Annotated in this window: 16 protein-coding genes and 2 pseudogenes; 3 read left to right on the top strand and 15 right to left on the bottom strand. The window is 69.1% G+C overall.

What is annotated here, in order from left to right:
• Positions 1 to 13 precede the first annotated feature (13 nt).
• Positions 14 to 868, top strand: a complete 855-nt coding sequence (locus ACIHFB_RS24660) for an alpha/beta hydrolase (RefSeq protein WP_400127918.1) — start codon at positions 14 to 16, stop codon at positions 866 to 868.
• A 205-nt stretch (positions 869 to 1,073) separates the two neighbouring features.
• On the opposite strand, the gene ACIHFB_RS24655 is transcribed toward ACIHFB_RS24660, so the two are convergent.
• The 6 genes and pseudogenes from ACIHFB_RS24655 to ACIHFB_RS24630 all read right to left on the bottom strand — a co-directional run.
• Complete coding sequence (locus ACIHFB_RS24655) at positions 1,074 to 1,928, bottom strand: IS5 family transposase (protein ID WP_400127917.1); 855 nt, start codon at positions 1,926 to 1,928, stop codon at positions 1,074 to 1,076.
• A 384-nt stretch (positions 1,929 to 2,312) separates the two neighbouring features.
• Entirely contained in the window at positions 2,313 to 3,842 is a 1,530-nt protein-coding gene (locus tag ACIHFB_RS24650; protein WP_400128266.1) for an ISAs1 family transposase, read from the bottom strand.
• Between the two features lie 383 nt (positions 3,843 to 4,225).
• Entirely contained in the window at positions 4,226 to 5,080 is an 855-nt protein-coding gene (locus tag ACIHFB_RS24645; protein ID WP_400127916.1) for a hypothetical protein, read from the bottom strand.
• 41 nt (positions 5,081 to 5,121) lie between these two features.
• Entirely contained in the window at positions 5,122 to 6,261 is a 1,140-nt protein-coding gene (locus tag ACIHFB_RS24640) for a hypothetical protein (RefSeq protein ID WP_365287526.1), read from the bottom strand.
• Between the two features lie 326 nt (positions 6,262 to 6,587).
• Positions 6,588 to 6,967: pseudogene (locus tag ACIHFB_RS24635) on the bottom strand (4-hydroxy-3-methylbut-2-enyl diphosphate reductase); the annotation flags it as partial.
• A 60-nt stretch (positions 6,968 to 7,027) separates the two neighbouring features.
• Positions 7,028 to 7,186 (bottom strand): annotated as a pseudogene (locus ACIHFB_RS24630) (1-deoxy-D-xylulose-5-phosphate synthase N-terminal domain-containing protein); the annotation flags it as partial.
• Positions 7,187 to 8,055: 869 nt separating this feature from the next.
• On the opposite strand from ACIHFB_RS24630, the gene ACIHFB_RS24625 reads away from it, so the two are divergent.
• Positions 8,056 to 9,402: a tol-pal system YbgF family protein gene (locus tag ACIHFB_RS24625; RefSeq protein ID WP_400127915.1), complete on the top strand. Its 1,347-nt coding sequence runs from the start codon at positions 8,056 to 8,058 to the stop codon at positions 9,400 to 9,402.
• Between the two features lie 120 nt (positions 9,403 to 9,522).
• Here ACIHFB_RS24625 and ACIHFB_RS24620 read toward each other — a convergent pair whose 3' ends face one another.
• Positions 9,523 to 9,738 carry a hypothetical protein gene (locus tag ACIHFB_RS24620; protein WP_400127914.1) on the bottom strand — a complete coding sequence of 72 codons (216 nt, stop codon included), beginning with the start codon at positions 9,736 to 9,738 and terminating at the stop codon, positions 9,523 to 9,525.
• Positions 9,739 to 9,751: 13 nt separating this feature from the next.
• On the opposite strand from ACIHFB_RS24620, the gene ACIHFB_RS24615 reads away from it, so the two are divergent.
• Positions 9,752 to 9,919 (top strand): hypothetical protein, encoded by a 168-nt coding sequence (locus tag ACIHFB_RS24615; protein WP_400127913.1) that lies wholly within the window; start codon positions 9,752 to 9,754, stop codon positions 9,917 to 9,919.
• Between the two features lie 371 nt (positions 9,920 to 10,290).
• Here ACIHFB_RS24615 and ACIHFB_RS24610 read toward each other — a convergent pair whose 3' ends face one another.
• The 8 genes from ACIHFB_RS24610 to ACIHFB_RS24575 all read right to left on the bottom strand — a co-directional run bounded on the left by ACIHFB_RS24610 (position 10,291) and on the right by ACIHFB_RS24575 (position 18,959).
• Positions 10,291 to 10,530, bottom strand: coding sequence for a hypothetical protein (locus ACIHFB_RS24610; RefSeq protein WP_365287522.1), 240 nt, complete (start codon positions 10,528 to 10,530; stop codon positions 10,291 to 10,293).
• A gap of 82 nt (positions 10,531 to 10,612) precedes the next feature.
• Entirely contained in the window at positions 10,613 to 12,139 is a 1,527-nt protein-coding gene (locus tag ACIHFB_RS24605) for a glycoside hydrolase family 32 protein (protein WP_400127912.1), read from the bottom strand.
• Entirely contained in the window at positions 12,136 to 13,188 is a 1,053-nt protein-coding gene (locus ACIHFB_RS24600; RefSeq protein ID WP_400127911.1) for an ATP-binding cassette domain-containing protein, read from the bottom strand. Before ACIHFB_RS24600 ends, ACIHFB_RS24605 begins: the two co-directional genes overlap by 4 nt.
• Positions 13,185 to 14,150 carry an ABC transporter ATP-binding protein gene (locus ACIHFB_RS24595; RefSeq protein WP_400127909.1) on the bottom strand — a complete coding sequence of 322 codons (966 nt, stop codon included), beginning with the start codon at positions 14,148 to 14,150 and terminating at the stop codon, positions 13,185 to 13,187. Before ACIHFB_RS24595 ends, ACIHFB_RS24600 begins: the two co-directional genes overlap by 4 nt.
• A gap of 3 nt (positions 14,151 to 14,153) precedes the next feature.
• Positions 14,154 to 15,080, bottom strand: a complete 927-nt coding sequence (locus ACIHFB_RS24590; RefSeq protein WP_400127908.1) for an ABC transporter permease — start codon at positions 15,078 to 15,080, stop codon at positions 14,154 to 14,156.
• A 13-nt stretch (positions 15,081 to 15,093) separates the two neighbouring features.
• A complete protein-coding gene (locus ACIHFB_RS24585; RefSeq protein ID WP_400127907.1) occupies positions 15,094 to 16,071 on the bottom strand; it encodes an ABC transporter permease in 978 nt (325 codons plus the stop codon).
• A 95-nt stretch (positions 16,072 to 16,166) separates the two neighbouring features.
• A complete protein-coding gene (locus ACIHFB_RS24580; protein WP_400127906.1) occupies positions 16,167 to 17,861 on the bottom strand; it encodes an ABC transporter substrate-binding protein in 1,695 nt (564 codons plus the stop codon).
• A gap of 75 nt (positions 17,862 to 17,936) precedes the next feature.
• On the bottom strand, positions 17,937 to 18,959 hold the full coding sequence (locus ACIHFB_RS24575) for a LacI family DNA-binding transcriptional regulator (RefSeq protein ID WP_400127905.1): 1,023 nt from the start codon (positions 18,957 to 18,959) through the stop codon (positions 17,937 to 17,939).
• Positions 18,960 to 19,025: the final 66 nt, after the last annotated feature.

The following is a 19,025-nucleotide window of genomic DNA, read 5'->3' as shown; positions in this document are numbered from 1 at the left end:
TAGGTTGGCCCGCGTGACGATCGAGGTGCCATTCCAACCGCTTCCGATTCACCAGTCAGACGTGCGCTACGCCCATGGCCCCGATTCCGCCGTGCAGCCCGGCGTGCCCGCTGGCGAGACGATCGAGTTCGACTGGAGCGACAGCGCGACCTACCCGGGCACGTCACGGAAGTTCTGGGTGCATGTGCCCGCGCGGTACGACCCCTCGGAGCCGGCGTCGCTGATGGTGTTCCAGGACGGATGGTGGTATCTGGACCCTGAAGGGGAGGTCCGCGGCGCGATCGTTCTGGACAATCTCGTCCACCGCGGTGACATCCCGGTCACCATCGGCGTGTTCGTCGCCCCGGGTGTCTTCCCCGATGCTGAGGATCCGAAGAACCGCAATACCGAGTACGACGCCTACGACGATCGGTACGTCAGCTTTCTCCTGTCAGAGATCATTCCTGAGGTCACGAAGCACTATTCGATCGCCGAGGACCCCGACCGGTGGGGCATCTGTGGTGGCAGCAGCGGCGGGAACTGCTCCTTTACCGCGGCGTGGCTGCGCCCGGACAAATTCCGCCGGGTGATCGGGTACTTGTCCAGCTTCACGCAGATGCCAGGCGGTAACCCATACCCCGAACTCATCCCCCGTGTCCCTCGCAAGCCGCTGCGCATCTTCATGCAAGCGGGCCATCGTGACCTGCGCTGGAACGAGCCCGATGCAAACTGGCTCGCCGACAACCTGCGCGTCGCGGCCGCGCTCGCAGAAGCCGGCTACGACTTCCGTCTTGTCCTGGGCGATGGCGGCCACAGCCCCAACCACGGCGGCGTTCTGCTTCCCGATGCCCTGCGCTGGTTGTGGCGGTCAGACGATCACCCGGACTAACCGGTGGGCTGAGGCACGGCGACTTCGTAGTGTCGACACCACCTTCCGGGAGATCGTTACTCGCACCACCTCGGTCGCCGCACCGCCGGAGCCTTCGTGACGTTTCACCAGGGGCTTTCACGCCTGCCCGACCTCGTGGCCTACCCGGAGATCATTTCGCTGGGGAAAGCGTCAGTGGGGAAGAGCCGCACTGGGCTTAAAGGCCCTAACAAAGCCGTTGGACGTGTCGGTGGGTGATCAGACAGACGGCGAGGCCGAGGAACGCTTCGTGGATGTCGTCGCGTCGTTCCCAGCGGATCCGAAGCCGGCGGAAGCCGTGCAGCCAGGAGATCGTGCGCTCGACGACGTAGCGGAAGATGCCCAGGCCGCTGCCGTGGGGCTGGCCTCGCTGCGCGATCACGGGGCGGATTCCGCGCTGCCAGAGCAGTCGGCGGTACTTGTCGTGGTCGTAGCCACGGTCGGCCAGCAGCGCGTCCGGGCGTCGGCGTGGTCTTCCGACCCTGCCCGCGACGGCCGGAATCTTGTCGAGCAGGGGCAGGAGTTGGGTGACGTCGTTGCGGTTTCCGCCGGTCAGCGACACCGCGAGCGGGATGCCCTGCCCGTCGACGATGAGGTGGTGTTTGCTGCCCGGCCGTGCGCGGTCGACCGGGCTGGGCCCGCTCTTTCGGCCTCGCCGAGCCGCCCGGACGTGCGAGGAGTCGATCACCGCCCGGGACCAGTCCAGCTTGTCCTTCGACCGCAGCTTCTCCAGCAGCACCACATGGAGTTGGTCCCAGACGCCGGCCTCGTTCCAGGCGGCCAGCCGCCGCCAGCAGGTCATGCCCGAACCGAAGTCCAACTCCTGCGGCAGGTACTCCCACTGGATACCGGTGTGCAGCACGAACAGGATCCCGCACAGGGCCTGCCGGTCTGGCACCCGCGGCCGCCCCTCGACCAGCTTCGGCGCCGGCTCGGGCAGCAACGGCTCGATCAGCGACCACAGTTCATCCGGCACGATCCACGGCCGCGACTGTCTCGTCCCCACGACCAGACCAACGAGCAGACAAGCCAGCAGCCACATGATCAACAGCTTTTGTTAGAGCCAGTTAGCCCCAAGGGCTGTTCCGTAAGAGTGTGTGAGCCGGGACGCTGGCTGACGATACGGTCGTTGGGTGGAATCCGAGAACGCGAAGCATCGACGAACTCGCCGAGTGGGGTCAGCGTGCTTCGAACGCACTCCTGACAGTGATCGGGATCCGCCGCTACCTGCTCAGATGGCGGCGCACTCCGGCGTCGGCCGCGATCGGCCGTGTGCTGGGGGCTGTTGACGGTGACGCCCTGGAGCGGGCGGTCGGCGCCTACCTGGCCGACCGGCACCGTACCGCCACCGAACCCGCCCGGGTGCCGTCGCTCTCCGCGTCCGGGCGGCCGCGCGCTTGCTGTCGACGGCAAAGCACTCAAGGGATCAGCCCGTCTCACCGCGACGTGCCGACATCTGCTCTCCGCGGTCACTCACGGCACCGTCGTGACGCTCGCTCATGTGGAGGTCGGTGCGAAGATGAACGAAACCGCACATTTCCGGCCGCTGCTGGCACTGCTGGACCTGACCGGCACCGTCGTCACCTTCGACGCCCTGCCCTGGCAGTCCATCACAGTCCAGCACGCCGCCTCCGGGGCCGGACACGGATGCCGCGAGTCCCGCTCGATCAAGACGTGCGGGATCGCCGACGAACTCGGCGGAATCGCCTTTCCCCATGCCCGCCTGGCCATCCGCGTCCACCGCCGCCGCAAGCAGACCGGCGCACGCGAGACCCGCGGGAGCGTCTACGCCGTCACCAGCCTCGACGCCCACCAAGCCGGCCCCGCCGACCTGGCCGCCACGATCCGCGGACACCGGGGATTGGAGAACTCCTCGCACCACATCAGGGACGTCACCTTCGCCGAGGACGCCTCCACCGTCCACGCCGGGTCCGCACCCCGGGCCATGGCGACCCTCCACAACCGGCCAGTGGCCGTTCGAAGGGGCGCACGGCCATCTCGCGGAGTCCGGCGCGACGTTGGTGTGGCCGGCTGCGCGGAGGGGGTTGATCGCGAAGCTGCGGAGAGTGGCCATGTTCTCCGGTCCGTGTCCGGTGCGGATCTTGGAGGCGTCCTCGCGGAAGGCGGTGTCTCGCACGAAGTGGAGCCGGTTCTCGATGGTCCACTGCGAGCGGACGGCCTTCGCGATCCGTTCGGGGGAGGCTTGTCTGCTGGTGAGGTCGGTGATGACGTAGACCGTCGCGCGGGTGCGCTTGCCGGTCCTGGCCGAGGTGCGGTGCCGCACGAACTTCGCGACCTGGGCAGCGTGCGGGAAGTCGACGCCGAGATCGGTGACAGTCAGTGCCTGCAATACGCGGGTCTCCAGCCTTCCGTGGCCGGTGCTGCGGTCGTAGAACTTCGCGGTGGCCCGGTTCCAGGGCAGGGCACGAAGTTGCTCATAGAGTCCCTTCGGGTTCTTCTTCACGGTGAACGCGTAGTGGGCCTTCTTGTCCTTGACGAGGAAGCAGGCGTGCTCGCGCTGGGTATGGAGGGCATCAGCGGTCACGGTCACCCCGGTCAGGTCGAACGGTTCCAACAGGCACGTGAAGCAGGGGATTTCGTTGGTCTTGGCCGGGACTCGCAACTGGGTGACGGTCTGGCCGCCGCCGGTCATCGCGGCCAGCAGGTGCGGGGCCGGAGTGCCGTCGTGCCGCGAGCCGCGGGCGCTCTTGCCGTCCACGGCAAGCGTGTCGGCCCCCGCCGGATCGCATCCCAGCAGGTCAGCCGGCCCGCCGGGACAGGTGCGCTGGACGACCCGCCGGATCGTCGCGCCACTGGGCCCGATACGCACGGCGAACGCCGTCGCGGTACGGGCCCCGAGCCGTTCGAGAGCGTCCTGCGGAGCCTCTTTCGCCCACTGCCCGATAGCCGCGAAGGACTTCGCGCTGGCGACCACCGCCGAGCAGGCCACCAACATGACGGCCACGAAAGGGTGACGCCTCCCGCGCCGACACCGCGTATCGGCCGGCGTCTGCAGCCGCAGGCCCAGCGGACCGGTCACACGGTGCTGACGCGTGGGCGACTTGATCAGACAGACGGTGGCAGACTGGTGACACATCGAAGCTCCGTTGGGCAAAGGCGACTTGGGAAGGTCACCTCCACAACGGGGCTTCGCTGCGTATGTCGCGCGCCCACCGATCATCGTCACACCGCCGTGACCTGCACACCTACGAGATCATCTCGACCTTGAAATCGCCCTGGCACCAGCCTGCGCCGCATGATCCGCCACACCAACCAGGAGGACACCAATGCGTAGGACACCGGCGTTCTGACCGCCCTCACCCGTCGAAGAGAAGGAGATCAGGTTCGCGTGGGTGTGATGGTCAGCAATCGGCGCAGTGCCGCCGCAGCGCCAGGGTATTCCAGTGCGGACAGGTGCAGGTGGCTGCTGACGTTGCCGTCGATGACACCGGACAGGATGGCGATCAGTGGCGCAGGGGACGTTCGCCTGAACAACTCGACGATGTGGTTGTACCGGTCGACGGCCGCGTCGGCAGCCGCGTTCAGATCACCGGAAACTTGTGCGCGAAAGCGTACCGAGTTGGATGTCACCGGCTCTGCGGCGCGTGTTTCCTTCTCCAGGGATGCCAGGTCGTTTGCGAGGTAGGTCGCCTCGACCGCGCATTCCACGAGGCGTTCGGTTTCGGGGTCCGGTTGGGGGTCGAGCAGTCCGCGGATACTCCTCCAGCAGGTGAGGTAGGGGTGCGTGCCGATCAGGTTCAGTCGCCCGGCGTGAAACTCGTCCCAGGTCATGGTGGCGGCATCCGGCTGCGTTTCGGTGGAGGTGGCGGCGCACAGTTGCACGAGCTCGGTTTCAAGGCGCGCGGTGCTCGCGGCGTGCACGCCGATGTCCGTCAGCAGGGCTCGGTGCATCTCGCCGAGCTCTCCGGAAGCCCTGCGCCCGGTGCGGAGCCGGTCGGCGAGGTCCCTGATCTCGTGCGCCGAGCCGCCGTCGAGGCCGAGGAAGAAGACAAGGTACTTCGCGCACAGCAGGTTCTCCCACGGCGCCGCGTCGGGCGGGGCGCCGTTGATCTCGAACGTGGACGCGACGAAAGCCCTCTTGGCATGCCAGGCGGCCCCGCGCTGGCAGGTACATGCGCGCAGAGACCATGCGAGCAGTTCCTCGGTCAAATCGCGATGGTGCTGACTGATCATGTCTGCCTGGTAGGGCCCGAGGTGGGTAGAGGGGTGCGTAGTCATGGATCGGCCTGCTCTCGCGGTCGAAGCGCTCTCATGGCGAAGACCGTGGTGAGGTAGGGCGAGCCGAAGTAGAGGGGAAATCGGCCCATTCGGTAGTAGGGGCAGGCGGGCCAGGACCCGTCGGGTCGCTGTGCCCGCTGGAGCCTCGTGCGCCGTTCCGGCTGGCCTGCGGTGATATCGAGGTGGTCGGCCGTCAAGATACGCAGCGCCATCGACATCGCGCTGCCAGTTTCGGCGGCGGGATCGTGTGCGGGCGCGGTTGCATCGAGATCGTGGAATGCCCGTCTCAGGGCTGGAGTCAGCGCCGCGGCAGACGGCGTCTGGGGGAACCGAGCGCAGAACCTAGATACCGCGTAGAGCAGCACGTCGGGAGCCGGGTAGTAGCGGGTGCCGGCGAGGTACCGCCGCGAGCTGAGAATGTCGCGAAGGTAGCGTGTCGTGGCGGTGATGGCAGATCGCGTATCAGCCGTGCGTCGTGTGTCGCCCAGGTGGACGGTGTACAGGGCGTTGGCGCAGGCCACCGCGTCGTGCTTGCGCCCACGGCGCTCGGTGCCGGGCTCGGCTCCGTCCTCCCAATAGACCATGAAGACGCCTGGGTGCAGCTCGGCGTCATCCGCGGGTCCGTCGTGCGCGGGCTCCTCCTCGGCCGGTGCGGCCGCGGCAAACAGATCCGTCTTCGCGCGCTCGAAGTCTGGGTCCGAAAGCAGGCCGTGCTCGTAGAGGGCGCCTGCGGCGATGGCCGTGCAGTCGGTGTCGGCGGGAAATCCGTTGGCTCCGCGGAAGAAGCGGTAGCGCCGCTGCCAGCGGCACTGATCGACGTGCGCGGCGCACTGCGCGACGAGGTCCCGCTCGGCCGGGGTTGCGGGCGGTAGGAGGAGCACCAGGGAGAGCATCGATGAGAACGCTTCCTCGGTCAGGTCGAACCCGGGTTCGGCGCCGAGGTATTCACGCAGTACCTCGCGGGCCTGCGGCCCGGGGAAGGCGCGTTCGAATCGGGGATCAAGGGTCAGCAGCGCCGGCGGCGCGCCTTCGCCAAGCGCGCAGCGGCGCAGATAAGCGATCGCACCCTCGGCGTCCCGCAGCGGCGGCGTCCGCAGGATCGACGAGGTGGACTCGGGATCGGTATGAGTTTCCATGGCTCCCCTCTGGGTGCCCGTCGTCAGCCGCGTTCGGCGAGACGGAGGGCTTCTTCGAGGAATCGTTCGACGATCTGGTTCTCCGGGGCAGTGGCGCCTGCGGAGCCTCTTTCGCCCACTGCCCGATAGCCGCGCAGGACTTCGCGTCGGCGACCACCGCCGAGCAGGCCACCAACATGACGGCCATGAAAGGGTGACGCCTCCCGCGCCGACACCGCGGATCGGCCGGCGTCTGCAGCCGCAGGCCCAGCGGACCGGTCACACGGTGCTGACGCGTGGGCGACTTGATCAGACAGACGGTGGCGGACTGGCGACACATCGAAGCTCCGTTCCTTGAGGGCTGTGGCCGCTTCCGTGGTCTCGTCGACGGAGAGGGTGGTCTGGGAGAGCCACACGACCTTGTCCGGGTCGCGGACCTGGACGCTGGCCACGTCGTGGGGGCCGTCGACGAGCTGGATGTGGTCGGGGCCTCGCCGCTGGTGCCGATGACTTCCTCGTGGCCTTCGTGGCCGATGAGGAGGATGTCGTAGTCCTGCTCTGCATGGCGGGCGGCTTCTTTGTGGACCTTGGTGACGAGCGGGCAGGTCGCATCGATGGTCCGCAGGCCGCGTGCGGCCGCCTGTTCGCGGACGGTGGGGGCGCCGCCGTGAGCGGAGAAGATGACAACGCTGCCCTCGGGTACGTCGGCCGTTTCCTCGACGAACACGGGGGAGTCGAAGACCCGGTGCAGAGCCACGGTCAGCTCGACCACACCCAAGTTCGGGCCGAGATGCCCGCCCGTCGCGCACACGCGCTCGATCACGAACGAGCGGATGTCCTGGGCGAGGCGCTGTAGTTGCGGCGCGGCAAGGCCCCGCAGATCCTCCAGATCAGGGAACCGCAGTTGAGCCTTTCCCTCGACCGACAGGGCAGATGAGCGCGTCATCCCACTGGCCCCCTCGGGAACGGAAAGCAGTACGGGGAACGGGCGCGGCCGAACCGGCCGGCGCCAGACATGGTGCTGTGCCAACGAGCAGCGACGACCAGTTCAGCACTGCGGCCTGCGGTCCCAACATGCGTACCGGCAACGGATTGCGCACACAGCGAGCCACCTAGTGAGTTTGTGAAACGCGTGGGCGGACGAATGCGGCAGCCGCACGGCGTGACCCACCACGCCATCCTGATGCTCCTGGTGCCGGTGATGCATGCCCGGCGCCGACGGCCCACCGGCCGGCGGCCGGCGATACCCCCGCGCACGCTCCCGACTCTGCGGCGGCGGTCGGCTGCCCGCCCGTGTGCGCGGCCGCACCGGGGGCATGCGCCACGCGCAGGGAGTGGGAATCGACGTCACGCAAATGCCGCTCGCGCACGCTTACTTCCGGCCGGGCCTTCTCGCTTGACTGCACCCTGAGCCCGGCCCCCAGACAGTACGCATGAGCGGAAGGCGAACCTGCCGTGCAAGATCCCTTCTTAGTCACCGACATCCTGGCCCCGTGGCAGACCGCTGGACCCCCGGCCCCGGTAGTAGACGTCCTGCCGGCATCGGGATCTCCCGCACGGGCCCGTCCACAAGACGCAGACTGGTGCTGCCCAGGGCTGCCGGCAACCGGGAATCCGCGCCGCCGGATCCATGATCTGCCGGAGCGGTTGGCTCGATAGTCGCCTGACACATGACAGAAGTCCGGCTTGCCCCATCCGCACCCCCGCCATCGCAGCGGAAGCCGCTTTCACAGACACCACGGCGGCGGTGCGGGACACACCCCATCTCCATGCGCCAGCAGGCACCCGACCGGCTCGCGCACCCGGGAGGCAGTCATGCCGCGCACCCCGAACACGCGGCTCGCCCTGTTATTACAGGCCGCCGGCTGGAATCCGTCCCAGCTGGCCACCGCCCTGCGCGGCATCGCCGCCGAAGAGGGCCTGACACTGACCGTCTACCGCACCACAGCACGGCGCTGGCTGGACGGCGCCCAGCCCCGGCCCCCCATTCCCGCGCTGCTCCTGGAATGTCTCTCCCGTCGTCTGAGCAGGCGCATCACGGCGTACGACGCTGGCCTCACCCGAGCCCCGGCCGTCGTCGTGGATCCTGCCTGGGAGGTCGACCCGATGCGCAAACTCGCCCACCTCACCCGCGCCGAACTCGACCCCCACCGCCGGGCCCTGCTCGGCGCGGGCGTCTTCGCCGCCACGGCACTGGCGCTGCCAAGCGAGGGTGGGATCATGAGCGCCGCGGTGCCCGACGGCTCAGCACCCGCCGACCGCCGCGCCGGGCCCAGCGATCTGGAGCAACTGGGCACCATGGCCGCGGTGTTCGCCACCGCCGCCGACCGGCACGGCGGCCAGCGTGTACGCGCCGCCCTGGCCGCCTACCTCGCCCACGAGGTCACCCCCCTCCTGGACGGTCCCGCCCGCACAGACATCCACCACGGCTTGCTGTCCGCCACCGCCCAACTCACCCTGCTGCTGGGCTCGATGTGCGCCGACAGCGGTCACCACGCCCTGGCCCAGCACTACCAGCAAATCGCCGCCCGCCTCGCCACCGACGCAGGCGACCACACCACCCTCGCCATCACTTTGCGCACCATGGCAACCCACGCCCACGACCTCGGCCACCACACCCCCGCCGTCCTCCACCTCGCCGAACAAGCAGACCGGCACGCCCGCCACGCCCCGCCCGCGGTCCGCGCCTACACCCATATCCACCTCGCCGTCCTCCACGCTCACCACGACCGCTACGCCTCCCAGGCCGCGCTCGCCCGCGCTGAACGCTTCCACACCCAGACCGACACCGCCCCCGGCCCCTTCAGCAGCTATCCGGCCGGCGCACTGCATTACCAGCGCGCCCAGACCCTCACCACCCTCGGCGACGATCCGGCCGCCCTCACCGCGCTGACCACCTCCCTGCGCCTGCGCACCTCCACCGAACAACTGCCCGCCGCACTCACTCGCGCCCGCCTCGCCGAAACCCACCTACGACTCGGCCACCTCGATGCCGCCCTCACCCACTGGCGCGCCTTCCTCGACACCTACCCCAGCCTCAAATCTGCTCGTGCCGACGAGCGCCTGACTGCAGCCCTCCAGTGCCTGCGGCCCCACCAACGCCATGCCGACGCAGCCGACTTCCTTGGCCGCGTCACTGAGCTCACCCGCCCCGCTCCGTGACGGACCGCCCGCTTCATCGAGTGAACTGCCGCGCCTGCGCCCCCGACCAATTTCGCGCGGAGGAAGTGCCGACGGATCTGGGGCCTGCGGCCTGCGTGCATCCGCGAACGGCTCCGGCGGCTACGAAGCCCGCCTGAAGCCGGCCGCAACGCCGTCGTCCTGCTGGACCGCATGCGTGCCGGCTTCGACGCGCAGGCGGTAGACCGTGTCGGCCTTGATCGTGGTCGCGTACGTGCCGAGGGTGACGTTGCCGTCGATGCGGTAGAGCCTCAGGCTGCCCTGGTGTGCGTCGACCTGGACGCCGTAGCCGTGCGTGGCCTTGGCGTCGGTGGGCACCAGCGGTGAGGCGATGGCGGAAGCGTCGTGCAGGAGCAGGTCGGCCTGGAGCGCGGTGTCGTACGTCCTGGTCGTGGTGATGGCGCGGGTGATAACTCCCGGGGTCGGGGCCGCGCGCCAGCCCAGCGGACTCGCCGTCCAGGTGCCGCCGCTCGTGGTCCAGCCGGTGAGGTTGGTGTGACCGAGCAGAGGCAGGGCGGACCGAAGGTGACCGTGCCGCTCCGGGCGAGCAGGCCCATCGGGCCGGTGTCCTGGCGGTGGTCCTCGGTGTGGAGGAGCCGCTTGCCGTCAACATGCACCGTCATCTCGGGTCCGTCGACTGCCACTTCGAGGTCATGGGGCTTTCCGGTCCGCGCGCCCGGAAGCGGAGCGGTGGCGAGTGTGTCGCCGTCGGCCAGGTCGTAGAGCCGTATGCGGGCGCGGCTGGGGTCGATGGCGACCGCGTATCCGGTCGAGCCGTACAGGGCTGCCCGGAACACCAACGCGCCTATGGAGGGAGAGGATTGGGGAGGGACGCGGGCCGCGTACGTGCTCTTGGCCGCGAGTTGCTGCTCAGACAAGGGCGAGGGCGGGCCCGCGACGGCCGGCGGTCGCCTTCTGGCCGCCGTCGGAGGTGCGGACCCAGGTACCGGTGACGGGGATGGGGATGGGGTCGGGAATCAGGGTGGCGGCGGGGGCCGCTCCGGCGGCGCTCGGGGTGGCGGCCTGTGCTGCGGGAACGATGCCTCCGAGAGGCAGCAGGGTGGCGGCGCTTCCTCCGACGAGCAGGAGGATACGGCGGGACACGCTCATGGCAGCCCCTGATGAGAGCAGGGGAGGGTGGGCCACGGCCCGGGGGCGTCCACCCCGCGGGCCGTCGTCGTGGGTAAGACCGTCACGGCCACAGCGGCCGGGGTCCGTCGGTGAAGGCCGACGCCATCTGCCAGGCGTCGAAGCGCTCCAGGGCCACGTCGCCGTCGGCACCGATACCGACGCCGACGGCCTCGTCCGGGCGGGTGGGGTAGATGCGGGCGGTGAGGGGCCGCCCGTTGGCGAAGATCTCCAGTGCGGAGTGGTCGACGAGGACGCGCAGGTCGACCCGCCCGTCGGGGTCCAACGGCAGCTCGCCGTACCGGGGTTCGGTGTCGACCGTCGGGTCGAGGCTGCTGGCCTCGCGGCACAGGCGGAGCGTGCCGCTCGCTCCGTCAGGCGCCCTGCTCACCTCCACCACCGTGCGTTCCGCGCCGTCCGGTGTCTCGCGGAGCACGAGCCGGGCGGTCGCTCCGGGAGCGAGACGCAGGGTTGTCTCGATGTCCAGCTGGTCCCCGCGCACGGCGTGCAGCCGGGTGTACGGGTCGGCCAGCCGGCCCGGAGACACCTCCACGCGCTCCCGCCGCAGCCCGGTCAGCTCCGGCGCCGGGGCCTGATGCAAGCCGCCGTCCTTGGCGAGCGTGACGACCCTCGGCAGGGACATCACACCGCACCAGCCGGCCTGCGCGTTCACCTCGTCCGTCCGGCCCTCCTGGAGCCAGCCGAACATGATGCGGCGGCCGTGCTCGTCGCGGGTGGACTGGGGGGCGTAGAAGTAGCGGCCGCCGTAGTCGAGCCGGTGGAGGGCGGTCGGGGTGAAGGCGTCGCCCTGGTAGCGGCCGGTCCAGTACAGGGGGTGGTGGGTGGTGCCCTCGTCCCACGCGGAGAAGACCAGCGCGTCGGTGCTGGCGGCCTCCTCGTCCTCGTCCTCGCCGAGCCGGAAGAGGTCGACGCACTCCCACAGCGTGCCGGTCCAGTCGAGAGCGCCCCGGTTCTGCGAGGCGTCGCCGGTCAGCAGGGGGCCGACGTAGCGCCAGCTGCGCAGGTCGTCGGATTCGTACAGGAAAGCCGTTCCGCCGACGCCTCGGATTCCCGAACCCACCAGCTGCCGCCACACCTCGCCCTCCCGCCACACGCAGTGGTCGCGGAAGGCTGTGATGTCGATGCCCTCGGGCGGGGCGGTGATGACCGGGTTGGCCGGGTCCTTCGTCCAGTACCTCAGATCCGCCGATCCCCTGGCCACGCACGGGAGTTCATGCTCGCCGTGCCTGCCCGAGTAGACGAGCGTGGGCACACCGCCGTCGTCCACCAGGACACCTGACCAGCAGCCGTCGCGGTCCGGGCCGTCCGAGCCCGGCACCAAGGCGACCGGCTCATCGGCCCAGTGCACGAGGTCGGTGCTGGTGGCGTGGCCCCAGTGGATGCGGTGGTGGGCGGCGGCGAGCGGGTTGTACTGGTAGAAGAGGTGGTAGACGCCGTTCCAGTGACTCAGACCGTTGGGGTCGTTGAGCCAGCCGCCGGGCGAGGTGAAGTGGAAGCGGGGGCGGTGGGGGTCCCGCAGGGCGCGTTCGGCCAGCCCCTCGGCGGTGGGGAGGGTGAGGTCGTGGGTCATGCGGCGGTGGTCTCCGCTTTCTCAGTGGCGTCGGGGGCGTCGGTGGCCTCGCCGTCCGGCCGGTCCGTGGCCTTCAGGACGCGGCGGGCGATGTCGGAGGCGGGTGCGCGCAGATGGCAGCGCACCCAATGGGGCTGTCCGTCGTCTTCGCCGACGATGTGGCGGACGGGCTCGGTGCGGCTGCACGTGCCGTCGTCGCCGTGGGGGCAGGACGCGGGATTGAGGATTGCCTCGCGGAGCCTGGCGCGCTCGACGGGGTCGTAGCCGGCGGCCCGTTCGGGGTCGGGTACGGCGGACAGCAGCAGGCGGGTGTAGGGGTGGGCGGGGGCGTCCATCACGGCCAACGCGTCGCCGCCCTCGACGAGTTCGCCGGCGAACATGACCATCGTGGTGTCCGCGAGGTAGCGGGCGGAGCCCAGGTCGTGGGTGATGTAGAGCATGGCGATGTTCCGCTCGTCGCGCAGGCGTCGCATCAGGTTGAGCACGCCGACGCGCACCGAGACGTCCAGCATCGACGTCGGTTCGTCGGCCAGGACGAGGCGCGGCTCCACCGCCAACGCGCGGGCGATGGAGACGCGTTGACGCTGGCCGCCGGAGAGCTCGTGCGGGTAGGACTGGAGCATGTCCTCGGTCAGGCCGACCGTTTCCACCAGCTCGCGCAGCGCCTCCGGTGTGGCGGAGTGGCCGTGCAGGACGAGGGCCCGGGTGAGGAAGTGCTCGATGCGGTGGACGGGGTTGAGTGAGCCGAAGGGGTCCTGGAAGACCATCTGGACCTTGCGGCGGTACGCCCGTGACGCCCGGCGCCGCTCGGTGCGCAGGATGTTCTCGCCGTCCAGCAACACCTCACCCGACGTGGGCTGTTCGAGGCGGGCGAGGCAGCGGGCGATGGTGGACTTGCCGCTGCCGGACTCGCCGACCAGGGCGGTGATCCGGCCGGCCGGCAGGTCGAAGGACACGTCGTTGACGGCACGGACGCGGCGCCGGGAGAAGACGGTGCCGACCTGGAAGTCCTTGGTCAGCCCCCGTACGGACAGCAGGGGTTCGGTCATCGGGAGGCTCCTTCGAGGCTGCGGGCCACCCAGCGGCCGGGCGAGATCTCGCGCAGGTCGGGGATGTTCATGGAGCAGTCCGAGCGGTCCTCGGGACAGCTGACGTGGAAGCCGCAGCTGTCGGCGGTGCGCGGGGCGTCGAAGAGGCCGGTGAGTTCCTGGCGCGGGCCGGTCAGCGGCGGGAAGGCGTTCATCAGCGCCTCGGTGTAGGGGTGGAGCGGTCCCGCGAACAGGTCCTTGGCGCCTGCGAGTTCGACGATCCGTCCGCCGTACATCACGCCCATGCGGTCCGACAGCTCGATCATCAGGGACATGTCGTGGGTGATGAAGAGGATGGAGAAGCCCAGCTCCCGCTGGAGGTCGCGGATCTGCGCCATGATCTCCTGCTGCACGACCACGTCGAGCGCGGTGGTCGGCTCGTCCATGATCAGCAGCCTTGGCTTCAGGGCCACGGCCATGGCGATGACCACGCGCTGGCGCATACCGCCGGAGAGCTGGTGCGGGTACGCCTTCAGCCTTCCCGGGTCGATGCCGACCAGCTGAAGCAGCTCGCCGGCCCGCTCCCGCGCTGCCCTCTTCTTCATCTTCTCGTGGGTGGTGAAGATGTCGACGATCTGCTCGCCGATGGTCAGGACGGGGTTGAGCGAGTTCATCGCCGACTGGAAGACCATGGCGATCTCCCGCCAGCGGAAGGCGCGCAACTCCCGTGTGTCCAGGGCGAGGACGTCGCGGCCCTGGAAGCGGATACTGCCCGCGGTGATCTCCGCCGGGGGCTTCAGCAGCCGCATCACCGCGTTGGCGATCGTCGACTTGCCGCAGCCGGACTCGCCGGCGAGGCCGAATACCTCTCCGGCGCCGATGGAGAAGGACACGTCGTCGGCGCCCACGACGGTGCGTCCGTCGCCGCGGTATTCGACGCGCAGGCCGTTCACCTCAAGTACGGGTTCCCTTACGGGTTCCATGGCTCAGCCCCTCCTCTCACGGCGGGCGCGGCGATTGCGCAGCCTGGGGTTGGTGATCTCGTCGACCGCGTAGTTGACCAGCGCGAGCGCGAACGCGACGAGCGCGATGCACAGTCCGGAGGGGACGAAGGCCCACCACGCTCCGGTTATCAGCGCACCGTCGTTGCTGGCCCAGTACAGGTTGGTGCCCCAGCTGACGACACTGCTGTCGCCGAGGCCGAGGAACTCCAGGCCGGCCTGGGCGCCGATGCCGAAGATCACGCAGCCGAGCAGCGTGGTCATCACCACGGACGCCATGTTGGGCAGGATCTCGCGGAACATGATCCGCAGCGGGCGTTCCCCGGTGACGACGGCCGCGGCCACGAAGTCCTTGCCGCGGATCGACTTGGCCTGCGCGCGCAGGACCCGGGCCGAGCCCGCCCAGCCGGTGACGACGAGGACCAGGATCACGGTGGAGGTCCCGGGCGGCAGGAACGCGGCCAGGATGATGAGCAGCGGGAGGCCGGGCAGCAGCAGGAAGATGTTGGTGACCAGGGTCAGCGCGTCGTCGACGACGCGGCCGAAGTAGGCGGACACCAGGCCGACGACGATGGCGACCGCGGTCGCCACGAGCCCCACGGTGAACCCGACGAAGAGTGAGCTGCGCGCACCCCACAGGGTGAGGGCGAGCACGTCCTGTCCCTTGGCGGTCGTACCGAGCCAGTGCGCGGCCGAGGGGGCCTGGCTGCCCGTGGAGTTGATGAACGACGGGTCGCCCGGTGCCAGGACGGGCGCGAGCAGGGCCAGCAGCGCGAAGAGAGCGAGCAGAATCAACCCGCTCAACGCCTTCTTGCTGTCAACGAGTTGGCGCAGCAGTCCGCGCCTACGGGAGGCACGCGCGGGGGCCGTCGGCGTGGTGGCCGTAGCGATGTCGATGTCGATAGCGGTCATGTCGGCAACCTCCTCAGCGGACGCGGACGCGCGGGTCGAGACGGACGTAGACGAGGTCGACGAGGAAGTTCGCGATCAGCACCGCGGCCGTGATCGTCAGGAAGATGCCCTGCATCAGCGGATAGTCCAGGCCCTGGACGGCCATCAGCAGCTGGTAGCCGATGCCGGGGTAGGCGAACACGACCTCGGTGAGCAGGGCGCCGCCTACGACGAAGCCGAGTGCCATGCCGAAGTTGGTGACGGAGGGCAGCAGGGCGTTGCGGGCGGCGTAGCGGAACATGATCCGCGAGGGGCTGAGCCCCTTGGCCTCGGCCATGGTGATGTAGTCCTCGGCCGCCGTGGCGATCATGGTGTTGCGCATGCCGAGCATCCAGCCGCCGATGGAGACCAGCACGATGGTCAGGGCCGGCAACACCAGGTGGGTGGCGGCGTTGGAGAGGAACTCGCCGTTGAAGCCGGGGGTCAGTCCGACGTCGTAGGCGTGCCGCATGGGGAACCAGCCGAGGCTCACCCCGAACAGGTACAGCGCGCCCATCGCCAGCCAGAAGTACGGGAACGAGCCGACGAAGATCAGCAGGGGCGGGAAGGCGGAGTCGAGGACGCCGCCGCGCCGCCAGGCGGCGACGATGCCGAGCAGGTTGCCGAGCACGGCGGCGATGACGAGCGCGACGCCGCCGAGGAGCAGTGTCCAGCCGATCTGCGAGCCGATCACGTCGGAGACCGGGGTCGGGAAGCGGGAGATGGAGATGCCGAGGTCGCCGGTGAAGACGCTCTTGACGTAGGAGACGTACTGCTCCCAGAGGGGCCGGTTGTCGAGGCCGAAGAGTTTCCGCAGCTGGGCTATCTGGTCGGGCTGCATGGTGCCCTGGGCCTGCGTGAACATCCGGGAGACCGGGTCGCCCGGCATGAAGCGCGGGAGAACGAAGTTCAGGGTGATGGAGGCCCAGAAGGCGAGCAGATAGAACCCCAGGTTGCGCAGGATCAGACGCACGGGTCGTGCTCCCTGTCGGTGGGGGGTGAACATGTGGCTCGGTGCGCGGGGGCGGCCGTCCGGGGAGGAGGGCGGCCGCCGGTCCGCGGGCGGCGTCAGCCCTTGACGGGCTTCAGCGAGGTGAGCACGAGGATCGTGCTGCCGTTGCGGTTGCCGAGGGTGGCGTAGGGGTTCTCCTCGGTGGGCCAGCCGGTGAAGCGGGCGTCCGTGTACGCGCCCCACTCGGGGCCGGTGAACAGCGGGACGACGGGTGCGTCCTCGTTGTACAGCGCCTGCAGGCCGTTCATCTGCTCGGCTTGTGTCTTCTCGTCCGTGGCGGCGGCAAAGGCGTCGATGAGCTTGTCGGCCTTCTTGTCACCGAAGCGGTGGTAGTTCTCGGTGGCCTGCTTGCCGACCGGCTGGAGCATCTTGGTCGACATCACGCCGCGGAAGTACTCGTACGGGGTGGCGCCGTTGTTGCTCCACACGATGCCGGTGTCGAAGGTGCCTGTGTTGTACGACGACTGCACGGCCGACCAGTCGGGCGTCTTCACGGTGGCGGTGATGCCGACCTTCGCGAGGTCCTGCTTGATGATGTTGGCGACCGAGATCCAGTCGGAGGAGGCGGAGCCGACGGAGATGTCGAGCGTGAAGTCCTTGCCGTTCTTCAGCTTCCGCTTGCCGCCGCTCTCCTCGTAGCCGGCCGCGTCGAGAGCTTTGGCCGCCGCGGCGGCGTCGTACTTCGTCCAGGTGCAGGAGGCGGCCAGCGAGGTGTCACGCCACTTGTCGTACGTGCGGGCCAGGCCCGTGCAGTCGGCGGGTTCGGCGTAGCCGTTCATCGCGACCTTGGTGATCTGGTCGCGGTCGACGGCCATGCTCAGCGCCTTGCGCACGGCCGGGTCGTTGAAGGGCGCCTTGGTGGTGTTCAGCTGCCAGTTGATCATGGCGCCGGTGGCCGGGAACCAGTAGTGGTTGTGCTTCTTGTCCTTGGCGACGAAGGACTTCTCGATGTCCGGGATGAACGACTGCGTCCAGTCCACCTCGCCGTTGGTGAAGGCGATGTTGGCGCTGTCGTTGCCGGAGAAGGCAAGCATCTGGATGCCGGCGATCCGCTGCTTGTCGGGCTGCCAGTAGTCGGGGTTCTTGCGCAGCTCGTACGACTGGCTCTGGAACTTCTCGATCTTGGTGTACGGACCGGTGGCGACCGGGTTCGGGTTGGTGAACTTCGCCGGGTCCTTCACTTTGGACCAGATGTGCTTCGGCAGGATGTAGTGGTTGCTGATCTCGTAGAAGGCGGTCGAGAACGCCTTGTTGAAGGAGAACTTCACCGTGTGGGCGTCGGCCGCGGTGACCTTGTCCAGGTAGTCGAAGCCGCCGAGCACCTTCTTCTGGAGCTCGAAGGTGTAGACGACGTCGTCGGCGGTGAGCGCCTGGCCGTCCGACCACTTGACGCCGTCGCGCAGCGTGAAGGTGAGGGACTTGCCGTCCTTGGCCTGCTCCCATTTGGTGGCCAGCCACGGCGTGTCCTTGGCGTCGGCCATGCTGTGCACGACCAGCGGCTCGTAGACAGACTGGAGGGTCATGGGGGCGGCCTGCGGGGAGAGCGGGTTGAAGTTGCGTGTGAACGTCGCCAGATCCTCGCGCGGGATGGTGAGCAGTTGGTTGCCGGAGGTGTCACCGGCGCCGGCGGCGCCCGAGCCACTGGTACAGGCCGACAGGACCAGGGCCGCGGCGGCGGTCGCGGTGACCGCTCTCAGGACGGCTCGGGGCCGCCGTGAAGGTATGCGGGAGGGTATGCGGGAGGGTGCCATAATGGAGAACTCTTTTCCTCTCTTCAACACACAGGGCGAAGACGGGATGGGATTCCTCGGCGGACTGATTAGCGGTCAGACCGACGAGCGTTCGAGCAGCGGGCAGTCGATCGTCACCTGACGGGTGTCGAGCGGCTGCCCCGCTGCGAGAGCGGCGAGCATGTCGATGCCCTTGGTGCCCATGGCCTCGAAGGGCAGGGCGAGCGTCGTCAGCTTCGGCCGCAGATAGGCGGCGATGAGTTCCTGGTTGTCGAACCCCACCACGGCCACGTCGTGCGGGATGCGCAGCCCGCGTTCCTTGATCGCGTCGTACGCGCCCATCGCCATCCGGTCGTTTCCGCAGAACAGCGCGGTCGGCCGGTCGCCGGCCGGGCGGTCGAGCAGTTCGCAGGCGGCGGTGTAGGCGCTGTCGGCGGTCGCCCAGCCGGGGACGACGAGGGAGGGGTCGGGGGTGATCCCGGCCTCGCGCAGGGCACGTTCGTATCCTTCGCGCCTGCCGATGGCGGCCGGGATCGCCGGGTCGAGGTTGATGAACCCGATGCGGGTGTGCCCGGCGTCCAGGAGCCGGCGGGTCGCCTTGTATCCGCCCGACACCTCGTCGGGCAGGATGCACGGCAGTTCACCTGCCGCGTCGTAGCAGTTGACGAGCACCGTCGGCACCTCCCGGGCGGCCTTGGGGAGCGTGACGGCGCGGTGCCAGGTCGTGGCGTACAGCAGCCCTTCCACCCGGTGCTCCAGCATCTGGTCGAGCGCGGCGGCCTCCTGGGCGGGGTCGCCCTCGCTCGCGGCGATCAGCAGGAACCTCCGGTCACCCCAGGCGCGGCTCTGTGCGCCCGTGATCACCTCTCCCGCGAACGGGCCGGTCACGATCTCGGTGATCAGCCCGAACCACCCGCTGCGGTTCGCGGCCAGCGCCCGCGCCCCGGCGTTGGGCCGGTAGCCGAGTTCGTCGATCGCCGCCAGGATCCGCCGACGGGTCTCCTCGGGGATGGCGGCGCCGGGCTTGTCGTTGAGGACGAAGGAGACGGTGGTCCGCGAGACACCCGCATGGCGGGCCACATCGCTCATGGTCACGCGATGCGACTTGTTCGTGGCCACTTCCAGTCCCTTTCGGCCAACCGGAGACGAGACAACGCCTCCGGTTTCGCGCTTTAATAACGCGCG

Origin of the sequence: Streptomyces sp. NPDC051963, from assembly GCF_044593495.1 — a bacterium.
In the GTDB taxonomy this organism is placed as follows: Bacteria; Actinomycetota; Actinomycetes; order Streptomycetales; family Streptomycetaceae; genus Streptomyces.
Note: the sequence above shows the minus strand (reverse complement) of the source record. Positions and strands in the feature narration are given on the sequence as shown.